This window comes from Nostoc sp. CCY 9925 (genome assembly GCF_963920935.1).
Taxonomy (GTDB): domain Bacteria; phylum Cyanobacteriota; class Cyanobacteriia; order Cyanobacteriales; family Nostocaceae; genus Nostoc.
The window spans coordinates 58,097-82,666 of record NZ_CAWUDO010000027.1; the positions used below are offsets into that span (position 1 = coordinate 58,097).

Annotated in this window: 23 protein-coding genes; 17 read left to right on the top strand and 6 right to left on the bottom strand. The window is 41.5% G+C overall.

The window, feature by feature from the left end; translation table 11 throughout:
* Positions 1–21 precede the first annotated feature (21 nt).
* Positions 22–1,326 (top strand): hypothetical protein, encoded by a 1,305-nt coding sequence (locus ACM0OY_RS16140; protein ID WP_414569857.1) that lies wholly within the window; start codon positions 22–24, stop codon positions 1,324–1,326.
* Positions 1,327–1,856: 530 nt separating this feature from the next.
* Positions 1,857–2,516 carry a DUF1361 domain-containing protein gene (locus ACM0OY_RS16145; RefSeq protein WP_414569858.1) on the top strand — a complete coding sequence of 220 codons (660 nt, stop codon included), beginning with the start codon at positions 1,857–1,859 and terminating at the stop codon, positions 2,514–2,516.
* Positions 2,517–2,659: 143 nt separating this feature from the next.
* Here the strand turns inward: ACM0OY_RS16145 and ACM0OY_RS16150 are convergent, their stop codons facing one another.
* Positions 2,660–2,932: a hypothetical protein gene (locus tag ACM0OY_RS16150; RefSeq protein WP_414569859.1), complete on the bottom strand. Its 273-nt coding sequence runs from the start codon at positions 2,930–2,932 to the stop codon at positions 2,660–2,662.
* A 403-nt stretch (positions 2,933–3,335) separates the two neighbouring features.
* Between ACM0OY_RS16150 and ACM0OY_RS16155 the strand changes: the two genes are divergently transcribed.
* Positions 3,336–4,505 (top strand): hypothetical protein, encoded by a 1,170-nt coding sequence (locus ACM0OY_RS16155; protein WP_414569860.1) that lies wholly within the window; start codon positions 3,336–3,338, stop codon positions 4,503–4,505.
* 171 nt (positions 4,506–4,676) lie between these two features.
* Here the strand turns inward: ACM0OY_RS16155 and ACM0OY_RS16160 are convergent, their stop codons facing one another.
* Together ACM0OY_RS16160 and ACM0OY_RS16165 are read right to left on the bottom strand one after the other, a co-directional pair.
* Positions 4,677–6,893: an EAL domain-containing protein gene (locus ACM0OY_RS16160; RefSeq protein WP_414569861.1), complete on the bottom strand. Its 2,217-nt coding sequence runs from the start codon at positions 6,891–6,893 to the stop codon at positions 4,677–4,679.
* Positions 6,894–7,448: 555 nt separating this feature from the next.
* Positions 7,449–9,830, bottom strand: a complete 2,382-nt coding sequence (locus ACM0OY_RS16165) for a putative PEP-binding protein (protein WP_414569862.1) — start codon at positions 9,828–9,830, stop codon at positions 7,449–7,451.
* Between the two features lie 330 nt (positions 9,831–10,160).
* On the opposite strand from ACM0OY_RS16165, the gene ACM0OY_RS16170 reads away from it, so the two are divergent.
* Both ACM0OY_RS16170 and ACM0OY_RS16175 read left to right on the top strand, forming a co-directional pair.
* Positions 10,161–10,622: an MgtC/SapB family protein gene (locus ACM0OY_RS16170; protein ID WP_414569863.1), complete on the top strand. Its 462-nt coding sequence runs from the start codon at positions 10,161–10,163 to the stop codon at positions 10,620–10,622.
* A 28-nt stretch (positions 10,623–10,650) separates the two neighbouring features.
* Positions 10,651–10,869, top strand: a complete 219-nt coding sequence (locus tag ACM0OY_RS16175) for a hypothetical protein (RefSeq protein WP_414569864.1) — start codon at positions 10,651–10,653, stop codon at positions 10,867–10,869.
* Between the two features lie 159 nt (positions 10,870–11,028).
* Here the strand turns inward: ACM0OY_RS16175 and recF are convergent, their stop codons facing one another.
* The gene (gene recF, locus ACM0OY_RS16180) at positions 11,029–12,147 is read right to left on the bottom strand and encodes a DNA replication/repair protein RecF (RefSeq protein WP_414569865.1); all 1,119 of its coding nucleotides are present in this window, start codon (positions 12,145–12,147) and stop codon (positions 11,029–11,031) included.
* Positions 12,148–12,303: 156 nt separating this feature from the next.
* Positions 12,304–15,162 (bottom strand): cation-translocating P-type ATPase, encoded by a 2,859-nt coding sequence (locus tag ACM0OY_RS16185; protein WP_414569866.1) that lies wholly within the window; start codon positions 15,160–15,162, stop codon positions 12,304–12,306.
* Between the two features lie 439 nt (positions 15,163–15,601).
* On the opposite strand from ACM0OY_RS16185, the gene ACM0OY_RS16190 reads away from it, so the two are divergent.
* The 4 genes from ACM0OY_RS16190 to ACM0OY_RS16205 all read left to right on the top strand — a co-directional run bounded on the left by ACM0OY_RS16190 (position 15,602) and on the right by ACM0OY_RS16205 (position 19,025).
* A complete protein-coding gene (locus ACM0OY_RS16190) occupies positions 15,602–17,269 on the top strand; it encodes a transglutaminase domain-containing protein (protein WP_414569867.1) in 1,668 nt (555 codons plus the stop codon).
* A gap of 355 nt (positions 17,270–17,624) precedes the next feature.
* On the top strand, positions 17,625–18,218 hold the full coding sequence (locus ACM0OY_RS16195; RefSeq protein WP_414569868.1) for a hypothetical protein: 594 nt from the start codon (positions 17,625–17,627) through the stop codon (positions 18,216–18,218).
* Between the two features lie 232 nt (positions 18,219–18,450).
* A complete protein-coding gene (locus ACM0OY_RS16200) occupies positions 18,451–18,687 on the top strand; it encodes a ribbon-helix-helix domain-containing protein (protein ID WP_414569869.1) in 237 nt (78 codons plus the stop codon).
* On the top strand, positions 18,687–19,025 hold the full coding sequence (locus ACM0OY_RS16205; RefSeq protein ID WP_414569870.1) for a type II toxin-antitoxin system PemK/MazF family toxin: 339 nt from the start codon (positions 18,687–18,689) through the stop codon (positions 19,023–19,025). Before ACM0OY_RS16200 ends, ACM0OY_RS16205 begins: the two co-directional genes overlap by 1 nt.
* A 102-nt stretch (positions 19,026–19,127) precedes the next feature.
* On the opposite strand, the gene ACM0OY_RS16210 is transcribed toward ACM0OY_RS16205, so the two are convergent.
* Positions 19,128–19,982, bottom strand: coding sequence for a PD-(D/E)XK nuclease family protein (locus ACM0OY_RS16210; RefSeq protein WP_414569871.1), 855 nt, complete (start codon positions 19,980–19,982; stop codon positions 19,128–19,130).
* A gap of 147 nt (positions 19,983–20,129) precedes the next feature.
* Between ACM0OY_RS16210 and ACM0OY_RS16215 the strand changes: the two genes are divergently transcribed.
* From ACM0OY_RS16215 to ACM0OY_RS16250, 8 genes are all read left to right on the top strand, one after another.
* Positions 20,130–21,569, top strand: a complete 1,440-nt coding sequence (locus ACM0OY_RS16215; protein ID WP_414569872.1) for a phosphoglucomutase/phosphomannomutase family protein — start codon at positions 20,130–20,132, stop codon at positions 21,567–21,569.
* Positions 21,570–21,747: 178 nt separating this feature from the next.
* Complete coding sequence (locus ACM0OY_RS16220) at positions 21,748–22,026, top strand: LapA family protein (protein WP_414569873.1); 279 nt, start codon at positions 21,748–21,750, stop codon at positions 22,024–22,026.
* 13 nt (positions 22,027–22,039) lie between these two features.
* The gene (locus ACM0OY_RS16225) at positions 22,040–22,246 is read left to right on the top strand and encodes a DUF433 domain-containing protein (RefSeq protein WP_414569874.1); all 207 of its coding nucleotides are present in this window, start codon (positions 22,040–22,042) and stop codon (positions 22,244–22,246) included.
* A complete protein-coding gene (locus ACM0OY_RS16230; RefSeq protein WP_414569875.1) occupies positions 22,243–22,686 on the top strand; it encodes a DUF29 domain-containing protein in 444 nt (147 codons plus the stop codon). The genes ACM0OY_RS16225 and ACM0OY_RS16230 overlap by 4 nt, the downstream gene beginning before the upstream one ends.
* A 120-nt stretch (positions 22,687–22,806) precedes the next feature.
* The gene (locus tag ACM0OY_RS16235; protein ID WP_414569876.1) at positions 22,807–23,220 is read left to right on the top strand and encodes a mCpol domain-containing protein; all 414 of its coding nucleotides are present in this window, start codon (positions 22,807–22,809) and stop codon (positions 23,218–23,220) included.
* Positions 23,183–23,932 (top strand): hypothetical protein, encoded by a 750-nt coding sequence (locus ACM0OY_RS16240; protein WP_414569877.1) that lies wholly within the window; start codon positions 23,183–23,185, stop codon positions 23,930–23,932. Before ACM0OY_RS16235 ends, ACM0OY_RS16240 begins: the two co-directional genes overlap by 38 nt.
* A 194-nt stretch (positions 23,933–24,126) precedes the next feature.
* Positions 24,127–24,327 carry a type II toxin-antitoxin system HicB family antitoxin gene (locus tag ACM0OY_RS16245; protein WP_414569878.1) on the top strand — a complete coding sequence of 67 codons (201 nt, stop codon included), beginning with the start codon at positions 24,127–24,129 and terminating at the stop codon, positions 24,325–24,327.
* On the top strand, positions 24,324–24,533 hold the full coding sequence (locus ACM0OY_RS16250; protein WP_414569879.1) for a type II toxin-antitoxin system HicA family toxin: 210 nt from the start codon (positions 24,324–24,326) through the stop codon (positions 24,531–24,533). Before ACM0OY_RS16245 ends, ACM0OY_RS16250 begins: the two co-directional genes overlap by 4 nt.
* Positions 24,534–24,570: the final 37 nt, after the last annotated feature.

Genomic DNA, 24,570 nt, shown 5'->3' on the forward strand with positions numbered 1-24,570 from the left:
GATTAAAGGAGCAAATTTTTAATGAAATTGAATTCATCAACTCATACCACTTCGAGAAATTTTGACAACAATTCAAAATCTCAAATCGTTCGACTGAGCGTAGCCAAAGTCCAAAATCCCAAATTCTACCAGTTGGGTTGTGCAGTTGTTAGCAGCAGTAGTTTAGCCGCAGTCATCATTGCTTTAAGTGGAACAAGTGCTTTAGCTCAAATCACCATTCAAAGCACTGGAACACTATCAGGTACCATTCAACTTCCTAGCAATAATCCGAATTTCAATCGCAGCATTACTCGAATTGACACAGACGACACGGGGACTTACTCGCGGAACTTGGGTACTATAAACAATCCTAATTATGTTCCTGTATACAAGTCAGACTACGTGCAAGTCGAAACACGTAATGATGGTACTTTGCATTATTTTGTTGACTTTAAAGGGATTCCCATAATCTCGTTCAACGGCGTTCTGAATTCGCCTGTTCTCTCTGAGGGCGAGTTAACACCTTTTAAATACCAGGGAACAGTGGCCGGAACTAAATTTCAAGGAGTAGTTCAGGATGAATTTAATCTCACAAAAGCCTTATACACTGGTATTGTTACCGACCCAAAAACCGGAAACCAGTATCAAGGAACTTTTGAAGTGAGTGGATATGGGCCCAGGTATAGCGATCGCAATGGTAGTGCAACTCCCACAGTCTTCGATTTCAAGTCCGATCTCCCAGGTTCGCCAAAGGTGACATCTTTGGAAATGACTAACTCTCCTATAGGGAAATTGACAATTAAAGTACCTGCAACTGCAACTCTCATCACTCCTACACCCGCACCCAGTGGTAGTACCACACCCACTCCTACACCCGTAGTGAGTGGTGGTAGCAGCACACCTACTCCTGCACCCGTAGTTAGCGGTGGTAGCACACCGACTCTTCCAGCGATCGTTGATAGTGGTAACACAATAACTGCTGCGCCGATAGTTAATAGCGGTAGCACAATAACTGCTCCACCAATTGTTGATAGTGGTGAGACAATAACTGCTCCACCAATTGTTGATAGTGGTGACACAATTACTATTTCACCAATCGTTGATAGTGGTAGTGCGATCGCTTCCCCGATGACTACAACTTACACATCTGGGTCTGATTCTCCATCGCTGTCTACTACACCTAACATGGAATTCAGTAATGGTAATTCTCCAGCAGTTAATCAAGTAGTTGTCAACCCTGCAACCTTGGCTCAAACTACTTGTTCAAAGGATTCTGTTGATAGCTGTACAAAACCTGCTTCACCTAAACAAGCGATCGGTCCGCGCAGTAGAGTACTGGTTCGTTAGAGATTTATACCAATTCGCACATCTTACCGTAACTTTCACTTTGCGGACAGTGGAGAGTAGGGAAGAGAAATTTATCATCAAAAAACCTTTTCCCACTCACCACTCCTCATTTCCTATTCCCCATCCCCATATAAAGCTTTTCACAAAAACTTTAGGGTACTTCTGGAACTCTAACACAGCAGAATGAAATCAATATAATAGCTAAGACGGGGTAATATTCCAATTCAAAAAGTCCACCATAAGCTATTATGTTGGATTTTACAGGCCAGACTTCCTTTCTGTGGTAGATTTTACCCTGATGATTTTCTGGCTATACTGGTGGCTTAAGCCGATTGACTAAAAGGGATTAAGGACTGGGGACTAGAGACTAGGTAATAATATTAAAAATACTATTTTCCAATCCCCAATACCCAGTACTCAATACCCAATACCCAATCCCCTTTCTTGGAATGACAGAAACTTTATCAGTCAATCACATTAACAATACAAAGTAAATTTAGAGCGATTAAACGTCTTCTGAGTTAGCACCTATGAAAGAAGAATTGATAGCCAGAGTTGTACAGGTCTTGCGAATTAATATGAGTTGGATGACTTGGAATTTATTTCTGGCTTTTATACCTTTAGCTTTGAGTGTATGGCTATTTCGCATTAAGCGTGGTCGCACTTGGCTTTGGTGGCTAGGATTCTTAGTCTTCTATGCATTCTTACCCAATGCACCATATTTATTGACCGATGTAATTCACCTGATAGACGATATCCGCACCATTCAATCAGTGTGGATGATTACTTTAGTACTAATTCCTGTGTATTTGTTAGTAATTTTGGGTGGATTTCAAGCTTATGTAATATCGTTAATAAATTGGGGTTACTACTTACATCGCATCGGCAAGAGTGAATGGATTTGGCGGCTGGAATTGATTACCCATGCTCTCTGTGCTGTTGGTATTTATTGGGGTCGTTTCTTACGTTTCAACAGTTGGGATTTTGTTACTCAACCTGATGCAGTATTGACCAAAGGTGTTGAGGAAATTCTTGGGAAACAGCCATTGGTAATTATTGCTATTACTTTTGTTATCCTTGTGGCACTTTACTGGATTATGAAACGAGTAACTTTGGGTTTTGTTGTACAACCAAAAAATTCATATGGTATCAAGACACAACCAGTAAATCCCAACACTCCTAACGCTTAATGAATCAAGCACCTACACCTCCTTTTCCTTTCCTACAAGAAGTTTCGCAAACGGAAAGCGCTAGCTGAATCGGTGGGTGTAGGTTTTTCACAACAAAAACTAAAACAAGAACAACCAGCAACTAATTTAATTCCCAACCGCTTTTAACCAATTTCATCTGGTGAGTCGAGAGTGGCAGAGTTGTCAGAATTTAACAAAAACATCAGGTGTTTGATGCGTTTGCGCTGTGCTGACCAATGTTTGCAAGCTTCTTTAGTAAGCCGTATCTCTTCTTGTGTCAAAACTTCATCAGGTTTCTCTCGCGCTAAAATCTCAGATGCTTTTCTTGCTATTTCATATTCCACACCGAACTTGACTAATTGTGTGTGAAATATTTTTTGTTTCTCCTCTACTGTCAGTGAAAATTTTTGCTGCATCAGTAAAAGCTCATGAAAATTTTAAATCTGGAATATGTAAATTACTTTTCAGTTTTCAACGATATACATTTTCCAGCTTCTTAACTTCTACTGTAGGATAGACGAGCAAAAATACTTAATATTTTTTTAATAGTCACTTTACCCTTAAAATTGCCGAGGTAACCTCTACCTTAAAGAATCGCTCAATTTTATAGAATTCGGTATCACTACAACTGTGATTTTTTCTCAGTCCCCAACAAAGTAGTGTATTCCATCCAACTCAGAAGCAGTATTTTTTTCCACCTAAAGAAGGGTTACAGACCAGTAAATTCCGTATCAAAAGAAAGATGCAGCTTTACAACGTCAGATTTGAAATGAATCTAGGTTGTTTAGTTGTTATTGACTTAGATGGGAGTTGAAGCATATGAATCTATTATCTATTGATGAACTCAAAACTTTAGCAGAAAATTCTCAATCCCCATGTATTTCTCTGTATATGCCTATGCAAAAAGCAGGGCCAGAGATTCGACAAAACGCCATTCGCTTTAAAAATTTAATCCGTGAAGCTGAGGAACGCCTAGATACGATGGCAATTCGCCATACCCAAGCGCAAAATCTTCTCCAGCCAGCGATGGAACTAGATACAAGTGAGTTCTGGGAACACCAAGACCACGGATTAGCAATATTCATTTCGCCACAAGTGTTTCGCTACTACCAACTTCCAATGGAGTTTTCAGAATTGGTGGTTGTGAGCGATCGCTTTCACTTGAAACCGCTGCTACATATGCTCAATAATGATGGTAGCTTCTATGTACTGGCTCTTAGTCAAAACGATGTCAAGTTTTTTGAGGGAACTCGCTACAGCCTCAACCAAATAGAAGTCGAAAATATGCCTAAGAGTCTAAATGAAGCTCTCCTAGAGGATGAAATTCAAAAAGGGGTTCAGCACCGAATCGGCACATCTAGAAGGGGAGCTGGCAATGCTTCTTTACACCCCGGTACATTTCACGGGCAAGGAAGTCCTGACAGAGATAAGCGTCAGGAAGATATTCTACAATTTTGTTACGCCGTTGATAAGGCATTGCATGAGAAATTACGGCAGCAAAAAGCACCTTTAGTTTTGGCTGGCGTTGAATATATTTTCCCAATTTATCAACAAGCAAATACTTACAATCATTTGGTGGAAGAACCGCTTACAGGGAATGCGGAATTCATCAAGCCGGAAGAATTGCAAGAGCAAGCTTGGCAGATTATCGAACCTCTGTTTCATCAAAATCAAAAGCAAATAATGGAACTTTATCAACAACTAGTTGGTGAAGGTACTGGTAAAGCTTCTAGTAATCTCAAAGAAATCATTCCCGCTGCTTATTACCAGAGAGTTGATTATTTGTTTGTGCCAGTGGGAGAGCAGATTTGGGGTAAATTTTATCCAGAAACAATGGCTGTAGATTCACACCCAGAACCAGAACCGGAAGACTACGATTTATTAGATTTTGCTGCCATTCATACGCTGTTAAATGGTGGAGAAGTCTATGCTGTTGAGCCAGAAAAAATGCCAAATGGCGTATCAGCAGCAGCAATTTTCCGATTTTGATGTTGTCGTTTTTTCTAGCAGGTAAGGGGCAATAGGCAATAGGCAACTGGCGACAGACTTTCAAGGCTGTTGATTTGAAGAATTTACAATCAGTTTATGTCTTAATATCAGCCCTAAATAATTCGTCAAAATAATCTATTGCCTATTGCCTATCCCCCATTCCTAGCTACCTCAAGCTTGAGCATTTTCACAGTCTATCTTGACTATAGAATTTCTCCCTTGTGCTTTTGCCTGATAGAGTCCTTGGTCAGCAGCAGCAATTAAGGTTGCGGGAGATGATTGACTATGAGGAGTGACTGTTGCCACGCCAAGGCTGAGGGTGATGAATTCACTCACCTGAGAATTAGGATGAGGCAGTTGTAACGCACTAATATTAGTTTGGATTTCTCTGGCAACTGCAATCGCTTCTTCGACATGAGTATTTGGGAGAATTACTGCAAACTCTTCTCCGCCATACCGAGCAACTAAATCAGCAGGGCGTTTAACTGTCTGAGAGATCGCTTTGGCAACGTGTCTGAGTGCATCATCTCCTGCTAGATGTCCATGAGTATCGTTATAAAGTTTAAAGTAATCGACATCACACAAAATCAAAGATACTGGGGCTTGCTCTCGTGCCAATCGTTGCCACTGGGCATTGAAGGTGTCATCAAAGCAGCGGCGATTTGCGACTTGGGTCAGACCATCTGAACAGGCAAGGCGCTGTAATTCTTGATTAGCTTGTTGCAATTGGTGGTAAAGTTCTGATTGCTGAATGGCGATCGCAGCTTGACTTGCCAGCTGATTAAACAAGTTAATCTCCGATTGCTGCCATAGTCTAGTATTAGAGCATTGGTGAGCTATTAATAGTCCCCACAAACGCTTTTGCTGTAAAATCGGCACCACAAGATTTGCCCGAATTTGCAAACTCCGCAGCAGTTCAACATGACACGGGGATAGTCCACCAGTTTCAATGTTTTCAATCGCTCTAGTATTACCTTGTTGGTAGTAAATTGCACTAGTGGATTGAAAGCATGTGTCCATCACATGAAATCCCAGAATGGACATGCACCCTTGTGCTAAAGACTCTACTGCAACTAACCCACTCCAGTCTGACTTAAACTGATAAATTACTACTCGGTCTACATCAAACAGTTGTCTTACCTCGTCTGCCGTGGTTTGCAATATTTCATCTAACTCCAAAGATTGGCGAATGCGCTGGGTAACAGCTGCGACAATTCGCTCGAACTGGTTTTGCTGTTGGACGCGCTGCTCAATTTGCTTACCAGATGTCGATGCCACAGTTAGCTTCAGGGCATCAAAGTTAGGGGTTGTAGTGGTAGGCACGGCACTTGGTCTGCCAATCAAATAGCCTTGAGCAAAGGTAGCGCCTCGTTCTCGCAACCAGTTCAGTTCTTCAATGCACTCAATTCCTTCGGCAACGGTTTGGATGTTTAATTTTTGAGTAATTTCTAAAAGTTTTTCAGTAATCGAGGCTTTATACAGATCTTGATGTACATCTCGAATTAACTGCATGTCTAATTTGATAAAATCTGGACGTAATTGATGCAGCAAGTTCAGGCTGGAATAGCCTGAACCAAGGTCATCAAGGGCGACTAAAAATCCACTATCGCGGTAATATTGAAGCACAGCTTTCAAGTGGGCTAAATCTTGAGGATTGTCTGACTCCACGACTTCAAAGACAACCCGTTGATGTTCAATACCTGCTCTATCGATTGCTTCTACTGTACTGCGTAGGCAATAAACAGGGTCATAAAGCGCCGTTGGTGCAAAATTGATGAAAATGCAGCCACTTACTTGATGACGAGTGAATTGCTTAATTGTTTTGAGGCGAGCAACTCGGTCTAGTTGTGGCAGCAGTCCGGCTTCGGTTGCTAACTCCAGAATTGGTTCTGGTGGTACTAAATTGCCTTGTTCATCTAGTCCCCGCAACAGCGATTCATATCCATAAATCTGGGATGTATCTTGAATCGAGACAATTGGTTGAAAGTGACTGGTGAATCGTTCGCTTGCCAACATTTCCACTAACCACTCCGACTGACTGAACTTAATAAACCGTTGCAATGAGGCGATATCACTAAAATCTTGCAGTTGAGGTTGGATAGCACCTTGAATGAAAAGTACTTGCGTCTCTCTTAATTCTCTTGGTGCAAGGAGTTGAGCCAAGTTACGGGCAATTTCTTGAGCCTGTCCCGGTTTACAGTTCAAACTTAGGCCTGGTCGCTGCTGCATCAGTTCATACTCAAGACCTGACTGTTTTAAATATGAGGTGACTTTTGTCAAGGTATGTAAAACGGGGAACCAGAGAAAGAATCTGCCTGCTTCCCCAGTCTCGCAGCGCACAATATTATGACAAGCACAAGTATTGGACAGAGGACATCTTTGGCTCATTGTTAACTACCTTGCTCAACCCGATTGATTTTAGTGTTCCCCTTAAACTTCTTGTAAAAAATGAATCACACTTCAAGTAGATGAAGATTTGATGAGAATTAAAAAGTTAACTCACCGTTAGCGTAATCAACTTGGATTAAGAGAAATTATCCAGCAACTGGTGATAGAAATGATTGATTTATATTTAATTAATGTGACCTACTTCTTACCAGGCACGACTGAATCCATACCAAGCTGTCATGAAGTCAATTATTAACATACCATTCATAATTGTTGCTATTAATAAAATTACTGATGAAAGCCAATATTTTTGTAATATTTTGAAAATTATTAATCCTAGTCCAATGGGAATCGAGAGCAAACTCCAACATAAAAATATCAAATATATTATTGTGAATTTTCTAACTAGTTCCGTTAAATATAATGTCATAAGCTCACCAAATAATCTCATTAAAACATCTTCATGAAAGAAAATTAATCCCAATATAAAAGTTGGAATACATAAAAACAAAAAAAATACCTCGATACTTTTAACTCTTTTCACGAAGATGTTTCCTATTTGAATTCACGTCGTGCTGCTGCTAAAATGAGGCGTTGTTCAGCACGTGCGATCGCCTGATATGTCCGCTCGATCGCTTCGGGTTCCACAGAAATGGAAGTTATCCCCCATTCCACTAAGCGATCGATAATTTCTGGATACAGAGCTGGTGCTTGACCGCAGATTGAACAAGGTATGCCAGCACTTTTAGCCATATGGATCAATTGAGCGATCGCACTCATAACTGCTGGATGACGTTCATTAAATACTTTTGCTAACTGTCCTTGTTCCCGATCGACTCCTAGCAATAATTGGGTCAAGTCATTTGTACCAATGGAAATTCCTGCTACGCCAGCTTTGACGTATTCTGGCAATAAAAACAACACACTCGGTACTTCTGCCATCATCCACAATTCAAATTCTGCTACCTGTGTTAAAAAAGCTTGCTCGACTTTGCGGCGACAAAACACAAATTCTTCCACAGTCCGAACAAAAGGTAGCAGCAAATTGATATTGCTGTAGCCAGATTGCTGTACGCTTGCTAAAGCTTTCAGTTCCAACTCAAACACAGCCGGATTTCGTAGATAGCTAAAGGTGCCGCGTTCACCTAACATCGATTGTGGAGAGGATTGTAAACTATCACTCAATGATGGCAAATCTGCCGATCGCCAATCTAAAGAACGATAAAAAACTGGTCTTGGTGCAAAGGCTTGAGCAAACTCCATAATTTGCTCAGACCAACGCTCTAACAATTCTGCTTGACGCCCGCTTAATATCCAACTATTAGGATGTTGTCCATCTAATATATTTAGTATCATCAATTCTGAGCGCAGCAATCCTACTCCGTCCACAGGTAAGCTTTTTACTTGCTCTATCAAGCTGGACTGACTCAAATTAACCAGCAATTTGGTAGCAATCATAGGTAGATCAGAAGTAAGAGTGGGAGAGGGGACCGAAAAGGGTTTAAAGGAAAGATTGGTTCGTGTACCCCTCTGCTCCTCTGCTTCTGTGCTACCCTGCTCTTGTTCCACTTTCCCACTCTCCCACTCCTTTGAGTCTCCTTTGATCCGATAAATTTCTCCTCGATCGCCATCAAGCAAAAGTCGTTCGCCAGTTTGAATTAAGCTTGTCGCTGATGTTGCATTTACTACTGCTGCAATCCCTAATTCTCTGGCTAAAATTGCAGCGTGGCTAGTTAATCCTCCATGTTCAGTGATAATACCACCAACTTGTTGCAATAATGGTAACCAATCAGGCGTAATTGTTGGGACTACTAAAATTACTCCTTTTGGGAGTTGTTCGGGTTTTTGCTGAGAATCGATCATTACTAAAGCATTTGCCACAGTACGTCCTCCTGCGGCTGGTAGTCCCCTGATGAAGTATACGTGGGGGATTGTTTGGGGACTAGTTACTTGTGTTAAATAGAGCTTGCCTGATGTGGTTTGGCTAGTGATAGTCCATTTAACGGTGAAAGTTTTACCAAGTTCAGTTACTAATTGAGTTCCTAGGCCAATTATTTGTTGTAAGTATTCTGGTTGTAAAGCGTACTGTTTTTGTTGGGTTTCCTGAAGTACGTAGGTAACCAGACAAGTTTCCTCTGGTGTTAGCGCTGAGTCTATCAGAGGTTGGGAAAAATTTGTAGGGGAAGCACCGTTAACATCATAAGCCAGCATTTTATTGCCGAGCTGTTGCTCTAGAATTGCTCCAGTTTTATTTTGAATGTAGTAGACATCTGGCAGTACTTCGCCTTGAGCGATCGCAATTCCTAATCCCCAGGTGGCTTCAATTTCCCAACCAGAGGAGTTGGCTTTGAGTAAGCCGCTGGCGATCGTATTTTCCACAGGTTGCACCAAAACTGCCAGATTAATTTGTTGCAGGTTAACTCCTGTGTGTTGCCAATACAATAAACTTCTGGCACGAAATATTTGACTCCAGGTACGTTTTAATGCTGTGGCGATCGCGTCCTCTTGGCAATAACAAAATACCGACTCTAATAACCCAGATATATTTCCCCTCGATTGTGTAGTATCTGCTACTGATAAACTAGGTCGAAAAATCAAACAGCTAGTTTGCCATTCTCTAGCTGCTGTGAAAATTTTACTCACCCACTCCTGTGGCACAGTTGCAGTGAGAATTTCTTCGCGCAAACGGCCAGCTACTTGCTGAAGTTGACGCCAATTACTCACATCTAGGTGTAATGAAGAATAAGGTAAATCAGCAACTAATGATTCTGAACTGTTGAGATTTTCTAGAAATTGCCGCAAAGCTTCTGCCGAAACCACAAAACCAGGCACCACCGGATAGCCACGCTGGATAATTCTGCTTAAGTGAAACGCTTTGTCACCTACTTTGGCGCGGTCTTGTAGTTTAATTTGGTCTAGCCAGTAGAGTTTTTCCACTCAATTTGTTAGTTGTCAGTTATCTATTCGTAGCCACAGGCATTCCTTATTTAAGAATCAAAACCTATATTTATTGACCAAAATAATATCTTATTGAAATATAATCCTCATCAAGGGTCTAAAATCGGATAATCCTTGAGTACCCACCTGATTGTATTCTGAATTCTGCATTGTTCTTATAAGCGACCAATGGGTGGCGCACCACCCGCTACAAATCAAAGAAACACTTTGTTCCCCACTCCCTACTCCCGACTCTTTACTACCCATGTTTCTTAAAAGCTATATTACCAATTAATGTAGTAAATATAATTATCCATAGCAGAACCAACCTTGCCAAACACTTACTATCTTGCAACTAATGATTGGTTGAATGTTAGCTTCCGGCTATGCATCGCATTGCTGATTGGAGGAATTATCGGCTGGGAACGGGAAATTAGGCGTAAACCAGCTGGTTTAAGAACTCATATGCTGGTAAGTTTGGGTTCAGCCTTATTCACCATCATACCTCTGCAAACAGGTGAGCTACAGACCAGTCCCGATGCCCTCAGCCGCGTGATTCAGGGGATTGCAACTGGCGTGGGATTTCTGGGTGCTGGAGAAATTGTGCGTCAATCTTCCCAACCATCACAGCAACTTGAAATTCACGGACTCACATCAGCAGCAGCTATTTGGGTTTCTGCTGGTTTGGGAATTGCTGCCGGCTGTGGTTTATGGCAGTTAGGATTAATCGGTGGCGTCCTCACTTTTTTGGTTCTCAAGGTTTTTAAAAGGTTAGAAAAGCGTGATTATTGATTAGTTATATAATATTTTAATAAAAATTATGCCTAGTAAATATAGAGCCATTGAGCTTCCTAATTTACCTTCATCCCAAATGCTTAATCAGGGAATACCAGATAACCAATTATATGAATTAGAGAGCTATCAAAATGTACATTTATCAAATTGCCAGCTTGAAGGAGCTAGAGGAGTAGATTTTCAGTGTGCCTACTTTGATAAAGTTAAAACTATAAATACTTCTTTTAAAAAGCTTTCCTTATAAGATATTAGAATTAGTGGAAGTGATTTTGCTAATACTGAATGGGAAGAAAGTTCACTTAATAGACTTGAGTTTATAACTGTAGACTGCTGGGATTTAAAGCAATAAAATCCAGATTAAGAAATGTAATTTTTAAAGGCTGTCAAGGCCAATTTTCACAGTTTAATTTTGTATTATTTCTCCTGCCTTGACAAAAAGAATTTGTGAAGATTTCAACCATTGAGAATCAAAAGAACCCAAATGAGTAGTAGTAATCAAAGTTTGAAAGCGGTCTTGAATCGCATCAAGCAGTTGATTTTGGCGAGATAAATCTAGTTCGGCCAGTACATCATCAAGTAACAGCAATGGCGACTCTTTAACGACTTCTTCAATTAATTGTAATTCTGCTAATTTTAAGGCTAAAACAAGCGTTCGTTGTTGACCTTGAGAACCGTATTGACGAGCGGGTGTCTGGTTAATGGTTAATTCTATTTCGTCGCGATGGGGGCCCACAAGGGTAGTGCCTTGGTGCAGTTCGGCTAGGGTTCGCTGTTGAATTTTTGCTAAAAATGCTTGTTGGACTTGTTCTGGTTGGTTATCTTCTAAAGGAATATTAGGCGCGTACTTGATTTGCAGAATTTCGGTACTACCGCTGATGCTGGCGTGCCAAGCTGTAGCGATGTGAGCCAATCGCTGTATAGCGCGATCGCGGCGTCTAATTACCCGCGTACCTGTGGTAGCTAACTGTGCATCCCACAAAGCGAGTTCTGAGTTCTGAGTGCTGAGTACTAACTCTTGATTGTTTTTTAAAAAAGCATTGCGCTGGCGTAACACATGGTTATACTGCTGCAAAATGTAAGCATAAACTGGTTCGAGTTGAATCAACAGGGTATCTAACCAATTGCGGCGACCTTCTGGGCCGCCGCGTACTAGTTCTAAATCCAAGCTGGAAAATTGTACGGCGTTGAGAACGCCGAGAAAATCCATTTGACGGCGTACAGATTCGCCATTGAGAGCAACACTACGACGGCCATTGCGGCGGAGGGTTAAAGTCAGATCGCTGGCGCCTGTTTGTCGCTCAAGATGAGCATGAATTTGGGCTATGGCTTCCCCTTCCCTAACAAAATCGCGATCGCGTGCCATACGATGCGATCGCAATGTCGCTAACAACTCCACCGCCTCCAACAAATTCGACTTTCCCTGAGCATTATTACCTACCAAAATTGTTTTGGCAGCCGTGAAATCAACCTTCTGGTCTTGATAATTACGAAATTGTCTCAGATGTAGAGTTTTCAGGTACATAGCGAAAAGTTAGGAGTGGGGAGTTAAGAGTTAACAGTCAGGAGTGAGGGATTTTGAGTTTTGAATGCAAAATGTTCTTCAACTCCTAACTCCTATTAAGTTTTGAGTTTTGAATGCAAAATGTTCTTCAACTCCTAACTCCTAAATCCTCACTTTTCACACAGCCTTTTTACCCATAACGCGTAAGAATATCTTCTCTAATTCAATCCACACAAACATTAAGGCACTGAAGCCAATACAAACTCCTAATTCTTCTAGAGTCAGGAATTGAGTGCCAAAGAAGTCTCGCAGAGGTGGGACGTAAACTAGCATTAACTGTAAAATCGTAGTCACAACAACAGCCGCTAGTACGAATATATTAGAGAAGGGATTCATTTCGATGGTCAGTCGGTTGTTAGAGCGAATGGCGATCGCATGACCCATTTGGGCGATACACAAGGTAGTAAATACCATCGTCTTCCAAGAGTCAGGATTTCCCGGATAACCAGCGGCATGGGTGTGTTGATAAGCCCACCACATCAAGGCAATGGTGATAATGGCAAATATTATACCAATGCGAATCATGTAAGAACCCAATCCCCTAGCAAAAATGCTTTCGCGGGGACTAAAAGGGGGACGTTTCATCACATCTGGTTCCGGGGGTTCCACAGCTAATGCTAGGGCTGGCAAACCATCCGTTACCAAGTTCATCCACAAAATTTGCAAGGGGGTCAGGGGAACGCCTCCCAAACCGATTAAGGGGGCGGCGGCAATTGTCAGAACTTCGCCGATGTTACTGCCCAGGATGTATTTAATAAAGCGGCGGATATTGGTGTAAACTACTCTACCTTCCTTGGTGGCGCTGACAATGGTAGCAAAGTTATCATCAAGTAACACCATATCGCTGGCTTCTTTGCTCACATCCGTGCCAGTAATCCCCATTGCAATACCGATATCAGCTTGTTTGAGGGCTGGGGCATCGTTGACGCCATCACCCGTCATCGCCACAAATCTGCCCCGGCGTTGCAGTGCTTGGACAATTCGCAGTTTGTGTTCTGGGGAAACCCTGGCATAGATACTCACCAAGTCAACATTTTGCTCTAATTCCTGGTCACTCATCCGCTGCAACTCTTGACCTGTGAGCAGGCGATCGCCTTCTTGGGCAATTCCCAAATCAGTGGCGATCGCTCGCGCTGTTAACTGGTGGTCACCAGTAATCATAACTGGGCGAATTCCTGCTTCCCGACACTCTTGCACAGCCGCCCTGACTTCTGGACGTGGCGCATCCAGCATTCCTACCAATCCCAGCCACACCAAATCGTGTTCGGATGTCTCGTCTGAACCTTCTGGTGGGATCTGTGCGAGGGGTTTGTAGGCAAAACCTAGCACCCGTAAACCTTTGCTCGCCATTTTGTCATTTTCTGCCAGAATTTTCTGACGTTGTTCTTCGCTTAAAGGCGTTGAGTGATTACCTAAATAAACCTGAGTGGAACGTCCTAAGATTAATTCTGGCGAACCTTTGGTAAACATTAAGTAACGTTCAGATTGTAAAAAATTAGCGATTGCTGGGTCAACGGCATTCAAAGACCCTTCACCTGTGGCGATTTCCTGCACTTGAGAAATCACGCTCATCCGTTTGCGTTCGGACGAGAAAGGAAACTCCCCAACGCGGGGTAACTTACTATTCCACTGTTCTTTTTCGATTCCTGCTTTCCCCGCCAGGGTGACTAATGCTCCCTCTGTGGGATCTCCCAAAATCGCCCATTCTCCTTTTTCTTTTTGCAGGACTGAATCATTACAAACGGCACAGGCTACTGACAAAGCTGAGATTTCTGGCGAGTCTTCTAAGGAAATTTTTTGAGTATCTAAGAGAAAATCTCCTGTGGGAGCATAACCTTCTCCAGTGACGCGAAAAGTTTTGTCATTGGTGAAAAGCGACTGCACCACCATTTTATTTTGAGTTAGGGTGCCGGTTTTATCAGAACAGATGGTAGTGACAGAACCCAGTGTTTCCACTGCTGGCAGTTTGCGAATCAAGGCATTCTGGCGCACCATTCGCTGAGTTCCCAGTGCCAAGGTAACGGTAATTACGGCAGGTAAACCTTCTGGGACAACAGCAACCGCCATACTCAAGGAGACTTCCAAGAGTTCTTGGATATTGCTAAAACCTCTGGCTTGGATGACACCGCCAATAACAACGATCGCCACGAGAATCAAAGAACCCGTAACTAGGACATTACCCAGTTGAGTCATCCGCTGTTGTAAAGGCGTAGGTTCACTTTCCACCGACTGCAACATGGCGGCAATTTTGCCTAATTCTGTTGTCATGCCGGTGTTGGTTACCAGAACCTTGCCTCGTCCTTGGACAACTTCAGTTCCTTGGAACACCAAATTAATGCGATCGCCTAAATCTGTTTCTTCTGGTAAATTTAGTGTTGCCTGTTTGTTAACAGCTTCAGCTTCACCAGTCAGTGCCGACTCTCGCACTTGTAAATTCGACTGTTCGATCAGCCTTCCATCTGCGGCTATCTGCATCCCGGCTTCCAGCAGCATCACATCTCCTGGGACTAGTTCCTTAGCTGCTACCTCCACTAATCTGGCGTCGCGGATGACTCGTACTAAGGGAGAGGTGAGTTTTTTCAAGGCTGCTAGAGCTTTTTCTGCACGGCTTTCTTGAACGTAGCCGAGTATCCCATTGAGGATGACAATTGCTAGGATAGCGATGGTATCTTTAAATGGCACCTCACCAGGCTTTAAGCTGCCCGACTGCCAAGCAATCAAGTCTAAAACCCCAGAAATCAGAGCTACGCCAATCAGCATCAACAACATAATGTTCTTGAACTGATCCAGCAGAATTTCCCAAGCACTACGGCCAGCAGTTTCTTCAAGTTCGTTGGGGCCGTATTTTTGCAACCTTTGTTGAATATCTTCGGGTGTTAAGCCACTGTCTGCGTTACTATCAAGCAGGTCTAGCGCTTTATCAACTTCTAAACTATGCCAAACGGCGGCACCTTCAGGCAGAGAATTAGCAGACATCGTGTAAGTCACAGGAAATGGTTACAAAATTCGATCATAATTTAGTGATGGCTAGAAAACCATCTCCTAAAGTTACATTAAAGCAATATTAAATCTTATGAGTGTAAAGGCGATGCTTTTGATTTGCAAATTTCTCTTCCGTTGACATATGTGTGACATAAATGTGTTATTTCTTACGAAAGAGTTTTTGGAAACACATTCTACTGATAATTGTAAGTAGTAGAAGCCTCAAGTTCGGCTACAGAGGATATGCCACAATTAATTTTAGGCTGCTGTTGTTGAACTTGCATCGAGTTTTTAGCCAAGATGCATGGCACTATTGCATTTCTGGATTTTGAATTTTAGGTCAAGTTGCCAGCCGGGTTTCCGTTTGTAGCAAACTTTTCCAGACAAATTTGGAATTGCTTAAACGTGCTAAACCATTTAATAAATATTTAATATGAGTTTTGTACTCCCCACTTTGACTGCTAGCCAGATGTTTGGTCAAAAAACAATTCGACCGCTTACTGCTGCTACCCTGTGCGGTATTGCTTTCATTAAAGATAGACTGATTGCCATTGACAGTCTTAAAGGGCATCTACTGGAGATCGATCCTACCTCTGACAACAGCAAAATTCTTAATCCACATCAAGTGAAGGAATTTACTGATGTTACTGGTTTAGCGATATGGGAAGACACACTGTGGGTAAGCCGCGACCATAGCGTTTATTTGTGCAACCTGAATGCTTTGGGTCTGGAACATTTCGTGACGTTGCCTTATCCTGCTGACGGCGTTGCTGTTTGGGAAACAACAGTCTACATCACTTGCCAAAGGTTAGGCTACATTCTGATTTTTGACCGGGAAACCCGAAAAGAAATTACTAGGTTTTATGCCCCTGGAGTTGGGGTAGAAAATTTGGCAGTCACCGAGGAAATGTTATGGATTTGCGATCGCACAGAACAAACAGTTTACGCGATGGATAGGGCAACCGGAGAAGTTCAATTTAGCGTTCTGACGCCCTTTGAATCGCCTACTGGCATAGCAATACATCAAGATGGCGATGGCCAAGAAAGTTTGTATGTCGCCTACGCCTCGGAGGAGCCTTATATCCGGGATAACCCAAATGCTGACCCGAATCATGAGCTAACCTACCGCGATCGCACTTTTATTCATCCTCTGTATTATCATTACGAGCGAGATAAGCGTTACACCCTCTCTAATGGCTATCTCATAGAAATGTCCTATGCCGAAGAAATTGCACCTTTAGACGAGGTTTATTTACCCGATGTAGAATGGCGCATTGCCCTACCATCAGAAACTGAGCGTCAAAAGGTGAAACACGTTGAACCTATTGGTATACCCTTCACCGAAGAAGTGATAGATGGTCAACGCGTAGCAGTATTTAAATTTGATGCCCTTACCCCAGGCGAACGCCATATATTTGGTTGGAAAGCTCTTTTAGAAGTTCGCAATATTAAGTATCGCATCACACCCAAAGATGTGGAAGATATAGCCGAACTTTCACCAGAATTGCAAAGCCGCTATCTAGTGGACGACGACGACTTAGCAATGGATACTACCATTGTCCGCCGTGCCGCCAGAGATGCTATTGGTTCTGAAACCAATCTGTTGCGGAAAATGTATAGCATCCGTAATTATGTTTACGATGAGCTATCTTATGGTATTAAACCTTACATTGATACGCCAGATATAGTTTTAGAACGCGGCGTTGGTTCCTGTGGGGAATATGTCGGCGTCTTACTTGCGCTATGTCGTTTAAATGGCATACCCTGTCGCACAGTTGGTAGATATAAGTGCCCCCCCAATGGCGAACACCAAGGCGTACCCTTACAACCTGATTTTAATCATGTTTGGCTGGAGTTCTACGTACCGAATTTTGGTTGGTTACCAATGGAATCAAATCCTGATGATGTCGGTCATGGCGGCCCATATCCCACGCGCTTTTTTATGGGTTTGTCCTGGTATCACATTGAAATTGGTAAAGGTATCACCTTTGAAACTGTAACCAGTCAAGGTGCCAGGTTAACCAAAGAAGATATCCCCATCGGGGATTTGGCGATCAATCATATTCGATTCACAATTCTTAAAGAATTGCCGCCTTTTTGAATTTATTTGGGTATAGCTTTCTGAAGGGCTGATGGTGTCAAGGATGATTTCTAGCGATCGCCTTGGCACTTTGCTACGATTCTCTGGAGTCAATCATGATGTTGAGTTGTCAAAGTCTGCTTAGTCAGTAAAATACGGCGTGATGCGTGACAAACTTGGGAACTCGCGATTGATGTTTTGATTAATCATATCCAGAAAAATTCTTGATATTAAGACTAAAATATCTGTAACGCCTTATTTGACTGGATTAGTTGGTGTGATACACGGAAACTTTGCGTATAATAAATAGTTAGATATCTTAGATTTAAGTAATTCAAGAGCCTTTTTATAGCTACACAGTGAACCAGAAAGCTAAATGTCTCCTGAACAATTGAAGCAACTCCTCAAGCAACACGGAAAGGCAGCAAAAGAATTTGAGAAAGAGGCTATTCAGATTGGTGATGCTTACTTTATTCAGAATTTCAAGTTTTCACGGACGATGCAGCAATCCTTGGATGCGCTTCTAGACCCTAGAAAAAATCTTGATTATGGCATTCCTGATATTCGAGTCTTTGCAAAACCCAAAGGATATTATCTATTCAGTTCTGATGAAGAAGATACAGAGATTGAAATTACTGATTTGCTAGCTTTTGTGCGTGCGATTTATCCAGATAACTATGTTCACTCCACAATGCCGGACTGGTGGACAGAGGAAGATATGCTAAATGAGGCTGAAGTCATGCAGCCGATAGATTTCGCTATCTGGATGTTAGATCATTTTCAACCTGAAGATTCTGAAGAAGAAGCGTTACTGAATACATGGCTAGGCTCCTTAAAATCAGAGTTGGGGGAAGAGATTATTGCCTACAAGCTTGATGATGATGACGATTCCAATTGCGCGTTTGCTCCATACATCTTTGAAGGGGAGCGTTGTATTATTCTGGTTGTCAGGTATTGGAGCCACCTTTGAACCATTCCATGCTGCGGGATGTCTAACAAGCCCAATGCACACCGACCGTATAGAGCATACCTGCTGAGTGTTTGAGGGTGTTTGCAGCGGATGATTGGGGACGTTAACTTGCTTTGCTTCTGGCTTGGGACGTACAGAAAGGTTATTTGCTGTTCTGTGAGTGCGGTTGCTCTTTCAGTCTTGGTATAACCAAGGTATAACTTAAAAATTCATACTTGCAGCTAAGGTGATTATGAAAACTGCAATTTCGCTTCCAGACTCAGTTTTTGAAGAAGCAGAAGCACTAGCCCAGGAGCTAGGGTTGTCACGTAGTGAGCTTTACACAAAAGCGTTAAAAGCTTATTTGAAAAAGTACAACCGCAATCAAATTTTGCACAAGCTGAACCAAGTTTATTCTCAAGAGTCTTCTGAGCTAGATCCAGTAATGGCAAAGATGCAGTTTATGTCTCTGCCTCATGAGGATTGGTAATGTATTGGGGAGAAATTTGGTGGGCAAATCTACCTAACCCAGTAGGTTCAGAATCCGGATATCGTCGTCCTGTCTTGGTAATTCAAGATGATGTTTTTATTCAAAGCCGTATCAATACAGTTATCGTTGTAATCATGACCTCGAATACTCAGTTAGCAGAAGCACCAGGTAATGTGTTATTGCCTCGTGAAGTATCAGGTTTATCTAGAGATTCTGTCGCTAATGTATCTCAGATTTTTCCAGTCGATAAAGCATTTCTTACTGAACGTATCGGTTCACTACCAGACTATTTGCAGGAGGAGGTAGACGAGGGTTTGCGAATGGTGTTGTATCTCTAGCCGCAAGCTAGTTGGCTGAGTTACATATGCCTTAACCGACCTTCAATAACTAACCAATCCCGATCTTGCTTTTTTATTACTTTTTCAGCAAGCCCTACGTACTTACTGATGTACCTTTAAACTAGGCAATGGATAGGATTGAGGTTGCTTGAAATCGGCAAACTCGCAAATAGAATTAAATGGACAAAAGCGGCAGTGAGAGCCAGGGTTTGGGGGGAAAATTTTACTAAAACTACTAGTTTCTTCTTGATATTTTTGTAAATCGTGCTGGTGTTTGTGGGCAATATTCGCCAACTCAAATTTTAATGATTCTAATTCAGTATTATTTATGCTAATTAACTCAGATTTTTTACAAATTTCTAGATTATAAAATGAGGCGACAGCTTGTCTTCCGGGATAAAGATAACGAGCAGCTAATAAATAAACTAAAGCCTGTCGTCGGTCAAAAGCTGATTTTCCAGTTTTGAAATCTAAAATATGTAAAGTGCGATCGCTTTCAATAAAAACGCAGTCCATAGCCGCATATAAGCGAAAGCAAGAATCTTGTTGTTCAACCACAATTGGTTTAGGAAAACCTTCATCGCCAGGAGTTAATTGAATAATATTTTTATCCAACAGCAACGGCGCATCATGATATTTTTTCAAAATTTGCAGCACCCGTTGTCGGACTTGCTCGCTGGAGTTGCCTAATTTTAGTAGCTGTGCAACTTTTTCTACCCCATCTGATTGCTGCAAAAGGTGTCTGTGATTATGAAACTCATAAACGCCTTTTTGGGCAAGTATCCCAATCCGCTGGGGTGCGGTGGCTTTCGCTAATAGTGCTTTGACTTGTGGTTCGTGTTGCCGTGCTTTGATAAACCCCCGTCTCATCTGGCAGTGCCAGCGTTCTTGCCCTGACGCCGGGGCAACTAAAGACCAAAGGTGATAACTGGCAAAAGGTCGATCAGGGGTTGACATTGCTCAGAAACAGTGAGAGAAAGTACGGTGGGAAGAATTATGTTCGACAGTTTCCGCCGAACATAACTTCGGAGGATACTTGCTGCTACACACGCTTTGCGGGAAGCTTTTAATAGTACTGATGATGTACGGGAGCAAGTGGCAAAAATGAGCGCTAGTAGCAATTCCAGCAAGATAAAATTTGGTACCGATGGATGGCGAGGCATTATTGCCGATGACTTTACTTTCCCCAATGTGCGGAAAGTAACAAGAGCGATCGCCAGTTACCTCGAAACAGCCTACACAAAAGATAGACCAGTACTTATAGCCTACGATACTCGGTTTTTAGCCGACCAGTTTGCCCTAACAGCAGCCCAAGTCTTGGCAGATTTGGGTTGGACTGTCAAAATTACCGATCGGGATTGTCCCACACCAGTAATTGCCTACAACGCCCGTCACCTAAATTCCGCTGGGGCGTTAATGTTTACTGCTAGCCATAATCCAGCACCATACTGTGGAATTAAATATATCCCTGATTATGCTGGACCTGCCACTCCAGAGATTACTGATACTATTGTGGCAAATATAGAAAGTGCATCGGATGAACTGCCTAGTAGCAGCCGACCTGATTTAATTTCCACTTTCGATCCAAAGCCAGATTACCTGGAATTTATCTATACCCTGCTTGATGTAGAACGGATTAGGAGCGCTAATTTAAAGGTAAAATACGATGCTCTATATTCTACTTCTCGCGGTTATTTAGATGAAGTTTTGCAACAAAGTGGCACTCAATTAGAAAGTTTCCACACTTGGAGGGATGTATTATTTGGCGGTGGCATGCCAGAACCCAAAGGAGAACAATTAGTTGAGTTAGTGGAAGCAGTAGTGCGCGATCGCGCAGATTTGGGTTTGGCGACAGATGGAGATAGCGATCGCTTTGGTATTGTTGATGAACAAGGAACTGTCCTCACTCCAAATACTGTGCTGTTAGTTTTAGCACGACATTTAATCAAAAATAAAGGGAAAAGTGGCGCCATCGTCCGGACTGTGGCTACAACCCACCTGCTGGATAACTTTGCAGCTAAATATGGGCTGCAAATTTATGAAACACCAGTAGGCTTTAAATACATCGGTGAAAAAATGCGGGAAACTGCTGTACTGATTGGTGGGGAAGAATCAGGCGGATTAAGTATAATTGGGCATATTCCCGAAAAAGACGGTGTTTTAGCCGATATGCTGGTGGCAGAAGCCATCGCCTATGAAGGGAAACCCCTAAGTCAACTGGTGAAAGAAGCGATCGCTGAAGCTGACGGCCCACTTTACAACACGCGCCTTGACTTGCACCTCACCGAGTCTCACAAAACCGCTGTCATCGACTCCTTCACCAAAAATCCACCCACAGAGGTAGCCGGAATTAAAGTCAAGGAAGTCGGGCGCAAAGACGGTATTAAACTCTATTTAGAAGAAGGTAGCTGGGTGTTACTGCGTCCTTCCGGTACAGAACCCTTGGTACGCGTTTATCTAGAAACTAATTCTCCTGAAAAACTCACCCAAATCTCTCAAGAGATGGAAAGTGCCATTGCTAAGCTAGAAGCAGTAGCAGTTTAATTTAGTCAGAGAGACGCGATGAATCGCGTCTGTACAAGAGTTAAGAGTTATGAATTAGGAGTTAAGAGTTGTAAATTAGCAATTCTTAACTTCTAACTAGTCTTAAGAGTGATGAGTTGTGAATTAATAACTCCAAACTTCTAATTCCTAACTCCTCACTCCTAACTTTTATTAAAATATGAAAACTTTAGCTCCTTTGTTGACGATCGTAGTTGTAGCTGTTTGGGTAATGGCGATCGCAATTATTTCAGTTCAAAATGCCACACCAGTATCGTTAAAATTCTTAACATTTCAATCAATACAAATACCAGCGGGTTTAGTTTTAGCTTTTAGTGCAGTTATTGGATTAATCGGCACAGCACTGCTGCAACCATTGTGGAATCTTGGTGGTTATGGACAGGGTAATTCTCGATTAGAAGATGATGCCGAATTTTTTGTTGATGATGAAGATTTTTGAGGGTTGAAAAGCTGTGCAGTACCAAAACATTATTACAATCGAACCGGGGAAGCGAGGTGGCAAGCCTTGTATTCGAGGAATGCGAATTACTGTATACGATGTTTTATCTTATCTTGCCTCTAGCATGACATACGAGGAAGTGCTTGATGACTTTCCTTATTTAACACGAGAGGATATATTAGCTTGCCTAAGCTATGCGGCTGATAGAGAACGGCTATGAATGCAAGCCATACAAGAGATTTTAATTTGTGGATTGAGCAGACAGCACAATTATTGCGATCGCATCGCTGGGATGAAATCGATATCGAACATCTGATTGAAGAGGTTGAAGGCTTGGGCAAAAGCGAACGGCGGGCTATTACCAGTCAATTAACTCGCTTATTATTGCATCTGCTCAAATGGCAATATCAACCCCAGCGTCGCTCAGATAGTTGGCTAGATTCTATCACTGATTCTCGCACCCAAATTGAGTTAGTTATACTCGATAGTCCTAGTCTTAAAAACTATCCTAAAGAGCAACTTGAAGAAAGTTATCAAAGGGCACGTAGGCAAGCAGCCAAGCAAACACAGATGCTAATTTCTATATTTCCAGAAGAATGTCCATATTCTTTAGAAGTAGTGTTAGATGAAGACTGGTTACCAGAAATAAGCGATATTTGATAAGTGTAATTAGTCATTTAGTATTATTAAAATTATTAACATTTTAATCGATTCAAATATTATTCAGTTATTACTGAAGTTGTTGACAAATAGATTATTATAGTTGGATATTTATTGTCTATGGGATATCTATATCTTGCAGTAGACGGTGACGATGTTGGCCGAAAAATCGAGTTTTTCATTACCACAGATCAAATCGAGTCTTTATCAAATTTTTCCAATAATTTCCAATCAGCCATGTTATGGTTGGCAGAAACTCTATCAGATGAGTTCAATGCAAAAATAATATTTAATGCTGGAGATAGCTTACTCGCCATATTGCAATCTGATGCAATATCATTAAGCCAGTTAGAAACTTTAAGAATCAAGTTCGCTAGCTTCTCAAAGGCTACATTATCCTTTGGCATTGGTAATAACTCACGTCAAGCTTATTTTGCATTGAAGTTAGCTAAAGCTACTGGAAAGGATCGAATTGAAATATTTCAGGAATATTCAAATGACGAAACAGTTACTACTTGTCATTCAAAGCGATAATCCGGGACTTTACGTCAATATATTAACGCATTGTATTCAAGTCAAAGGTGTTCGAGATGTTTACTTTGGAGTCAACGAAGGAGCTGTAGGTAAGCTTTCAGAAGTCAAAGATCAAATTAGGAAAATAAAAGATAAGTTTGAAGAACTTTTAATTAATCATAATGAGTATAAAATTGCATATCAATCTCTACTATCCTTAAATCCAATTGAAGAGAGGATTATAAAAATTTTATTTGTAAATCCCGAAGTTTCAATCAAAAATATAAAGAGAAGTTTTCCTGATTTAAATAATTTGATTGTTGATATTTCAGGATGTAATAAGAAAGTTTCTAGTGATATCATATCATCTTATATCCCAAGTGGGATAAAACATGTTTGTTGTTTTGAACTTGATGATAAAGTTTACTCAAAGGAGTGGCGTACAAAGGGTTTAAGTAAAATGTATCATGATATACATCAAGAAATAATTTACTATGAGTATATTGACTTTTCTGAATCTGGAACAACGATAGAAAGTTTTAATCATATGCGTTCGCAAGGACAAGTTATAAAACTTCTACTTGTGGTCTCTATCTTTCTTGGGGTTATGGTTTTTGTCTTAATTCAGCAACAGCAAAGTGTCTTAGCTCAGTACGCTGCGGTTACACTTGCACTGATAACTGGATTAGGTCTTATTAATGATATTTTTGGTATTGTTGATCGCTTAAAGTAGTTCGATAATTACAATTGCCTATCGTCATCAATGATTTGATTAATGTAAAAAATCCGAAATTTTATGTATCTTTAGTAAACCTAGATTTTTCTACGATCGCAATTATCCAAAGCTCACATTTGAGTACAGTAGACAGGCGATCGCAACTGTTTAGTACTAAAATATTAGGCGCAGTCTTGTGGAGATGATTGGTGATGAAAATTAAAGCAGTTATCTGGCAAGAAGACGGTGTATGGTGTGGTTCTGTACCTGCCTTACCAGGATGTCACACTTGGGGAGACAGCTACGAACATTTGTTAGAGATGCTACAAGATGCGATTCAAGGTTGGTTAGAAGTTGCAAGCGAACGAGAAGAACTTGACCCTGATAAAGAGTTGGTTGAAATCTCGCTATGAAAGCAGTTTCAGGTAAAATACTTTGTAAAGTTTTGGAACGGCAGGGTTGGGAATTGAAACGAATTACTGGCAGCCATCACATTTACGCAAAAGATGGTTTTGATGTGATACTTTCTATTCCGGTTCATAGTAATCGAGATTTACCGATTGGAACTTTGAAAAGCATTATGAAAGATGCTGGACTTACTGAAGAAGATTTGGATTAATATCTGGTCTTGAGCGATGTTTACGACGGGCTACGCC

Coding starts and splice junctions, on each gene's coding strand:
- ACM0OY_RS16195 (WP_414569868.1), top strand. CDS start 17,625: ATGTCTCCTGAACAATTGAAGCAACTCCTCAAGCAACACGGAAAGGCA.
- ACM0OY_RS16250 (WP_414569879.1), top strand. CDS start 24,324: ATGAAAGCAGTTTCAGGTAAAATACTTTGTAAAGTTTTGGAACGGCAG.
- ACM0OY_RS16160 (WP_414569861.1), bottom strand. CDS start 6,893: ATGAGCCAAAGATGTCCTCTGTCCAATACTTGTGCTTGTCATAATATT.
- ACM0OY_RS16185 (WP_414569866.1), bottom strand. CDS start 15,162: ATGTCTGCTAATTCTCTGCCTGAAGGTGCCGCCGTTTGGCATAGTTTA.
- ACM0OY_RS16155 (WP_414569860.1), top strand. CDS start 3,336: ATGAATCTATTATCTATTGATGAACTCAAAACTTTAGCAGAAAATTCT.
- ACM0OY_RS16230 (WP_414569875.1), top strand. CDS start 22,243: ATGAATGCAAGCCATACAAGAGATTTTAATTTGTGGATTGAGCAGACA.
- ACM0OY_RS16235 (WP_414569876.1), top strand. CDS start 22,807: ATGGGATATCTATATCTTGCAGTAGACGGTGACGATGTTGGCCGAAAA.
- ACM0OY_RS16150 (WP_414569859.1), bottom strand. CDS start 2,932: ATGCAGCAAAAATTTTCACTGACAGTAGAGGAGAAACAAAAAATATTT.
- ACM0OY_RS16210 (WP_414569871.1), bottom strand. CDS start 19,982: ATGTCAACCCCTGATCGACCTTTTGCCAGTTATCACCTTTGGTCTTTA.
- recF (WP_414569865.1), bottom strand. CDS start 12,147: ATGTACCTGAAAACTCTACATCTGAGACAATTTCGTAATTATCAAGAC.
- ACM0OY_RS16175 (WP_414569864.1), top strand. CDS start 10,651: ATGCCTAGTAAATATAGAGCCATTGAGCTTCCTAATTTACCTTCATCC.
- ACM0OY_RS16220 (WP_414569873.1), top strand. CDS start 21,748: ATGAAAACTTTAGCTCCTTTGTTGACGATCGTAGTTGTAGCTGTTTGG.
- ACM0OY_RS16145 (WP_414569858.1), top strand. CDS start 1,857: ATGAAAGAAGAATTGATAGCCAGAGTTGTACAGGTCTTGCGAATTAAT.
- ACM0OY_RS16200 (WP_414569869.1), top strand. CDS start 18,451: ATGAAAACTGCAATTTCGCTTCCAGACTCAGTTTTTGAAGAAGCAGAA.
- ACM0OY_RS16140 (WP_414569857.1), top strand. CDS start 22: ATGAAATTGAATTCATCAACTCATACCACTTCGAGAAATTTTGACAAC.
- ACM0OY_RS16190 (WP_414569867.1), top strand. CDS start 15,602: ATGAGTTTTGTACTCCCCACTTTGACTGCTAGCCAGATGTTTGGTCAA.
- ACM0OY_RS16205 (WP_414569870.1), top strand. CDS start 18,687: ATGTATTGGGGAGAAATTTGGTGGGCAAATCTACCTAACCCAGTAGGT.
- ACM0OY_RS16240 (WP_414569877.1), top strand. CDS start 23,183: ATGACGAAACAGTTACTACTTGTCATTCAAAGCGATAATCCGGGACTT.
- ACM0OY_RS16245 (WP_414569878.1), top strand. CDS start 24,127: ATGAAAATTAAAGCAGTTATCTGGCAAGAAGACGGTGTATGGTGTGGT.
- ACM0OY_RS16215 (WP_414569872.1), top strand. CDS start 20,130: ATGAGCGCTAGTAGCAATTCCAGCAAGATAAAATTTGGTACCGATGGA.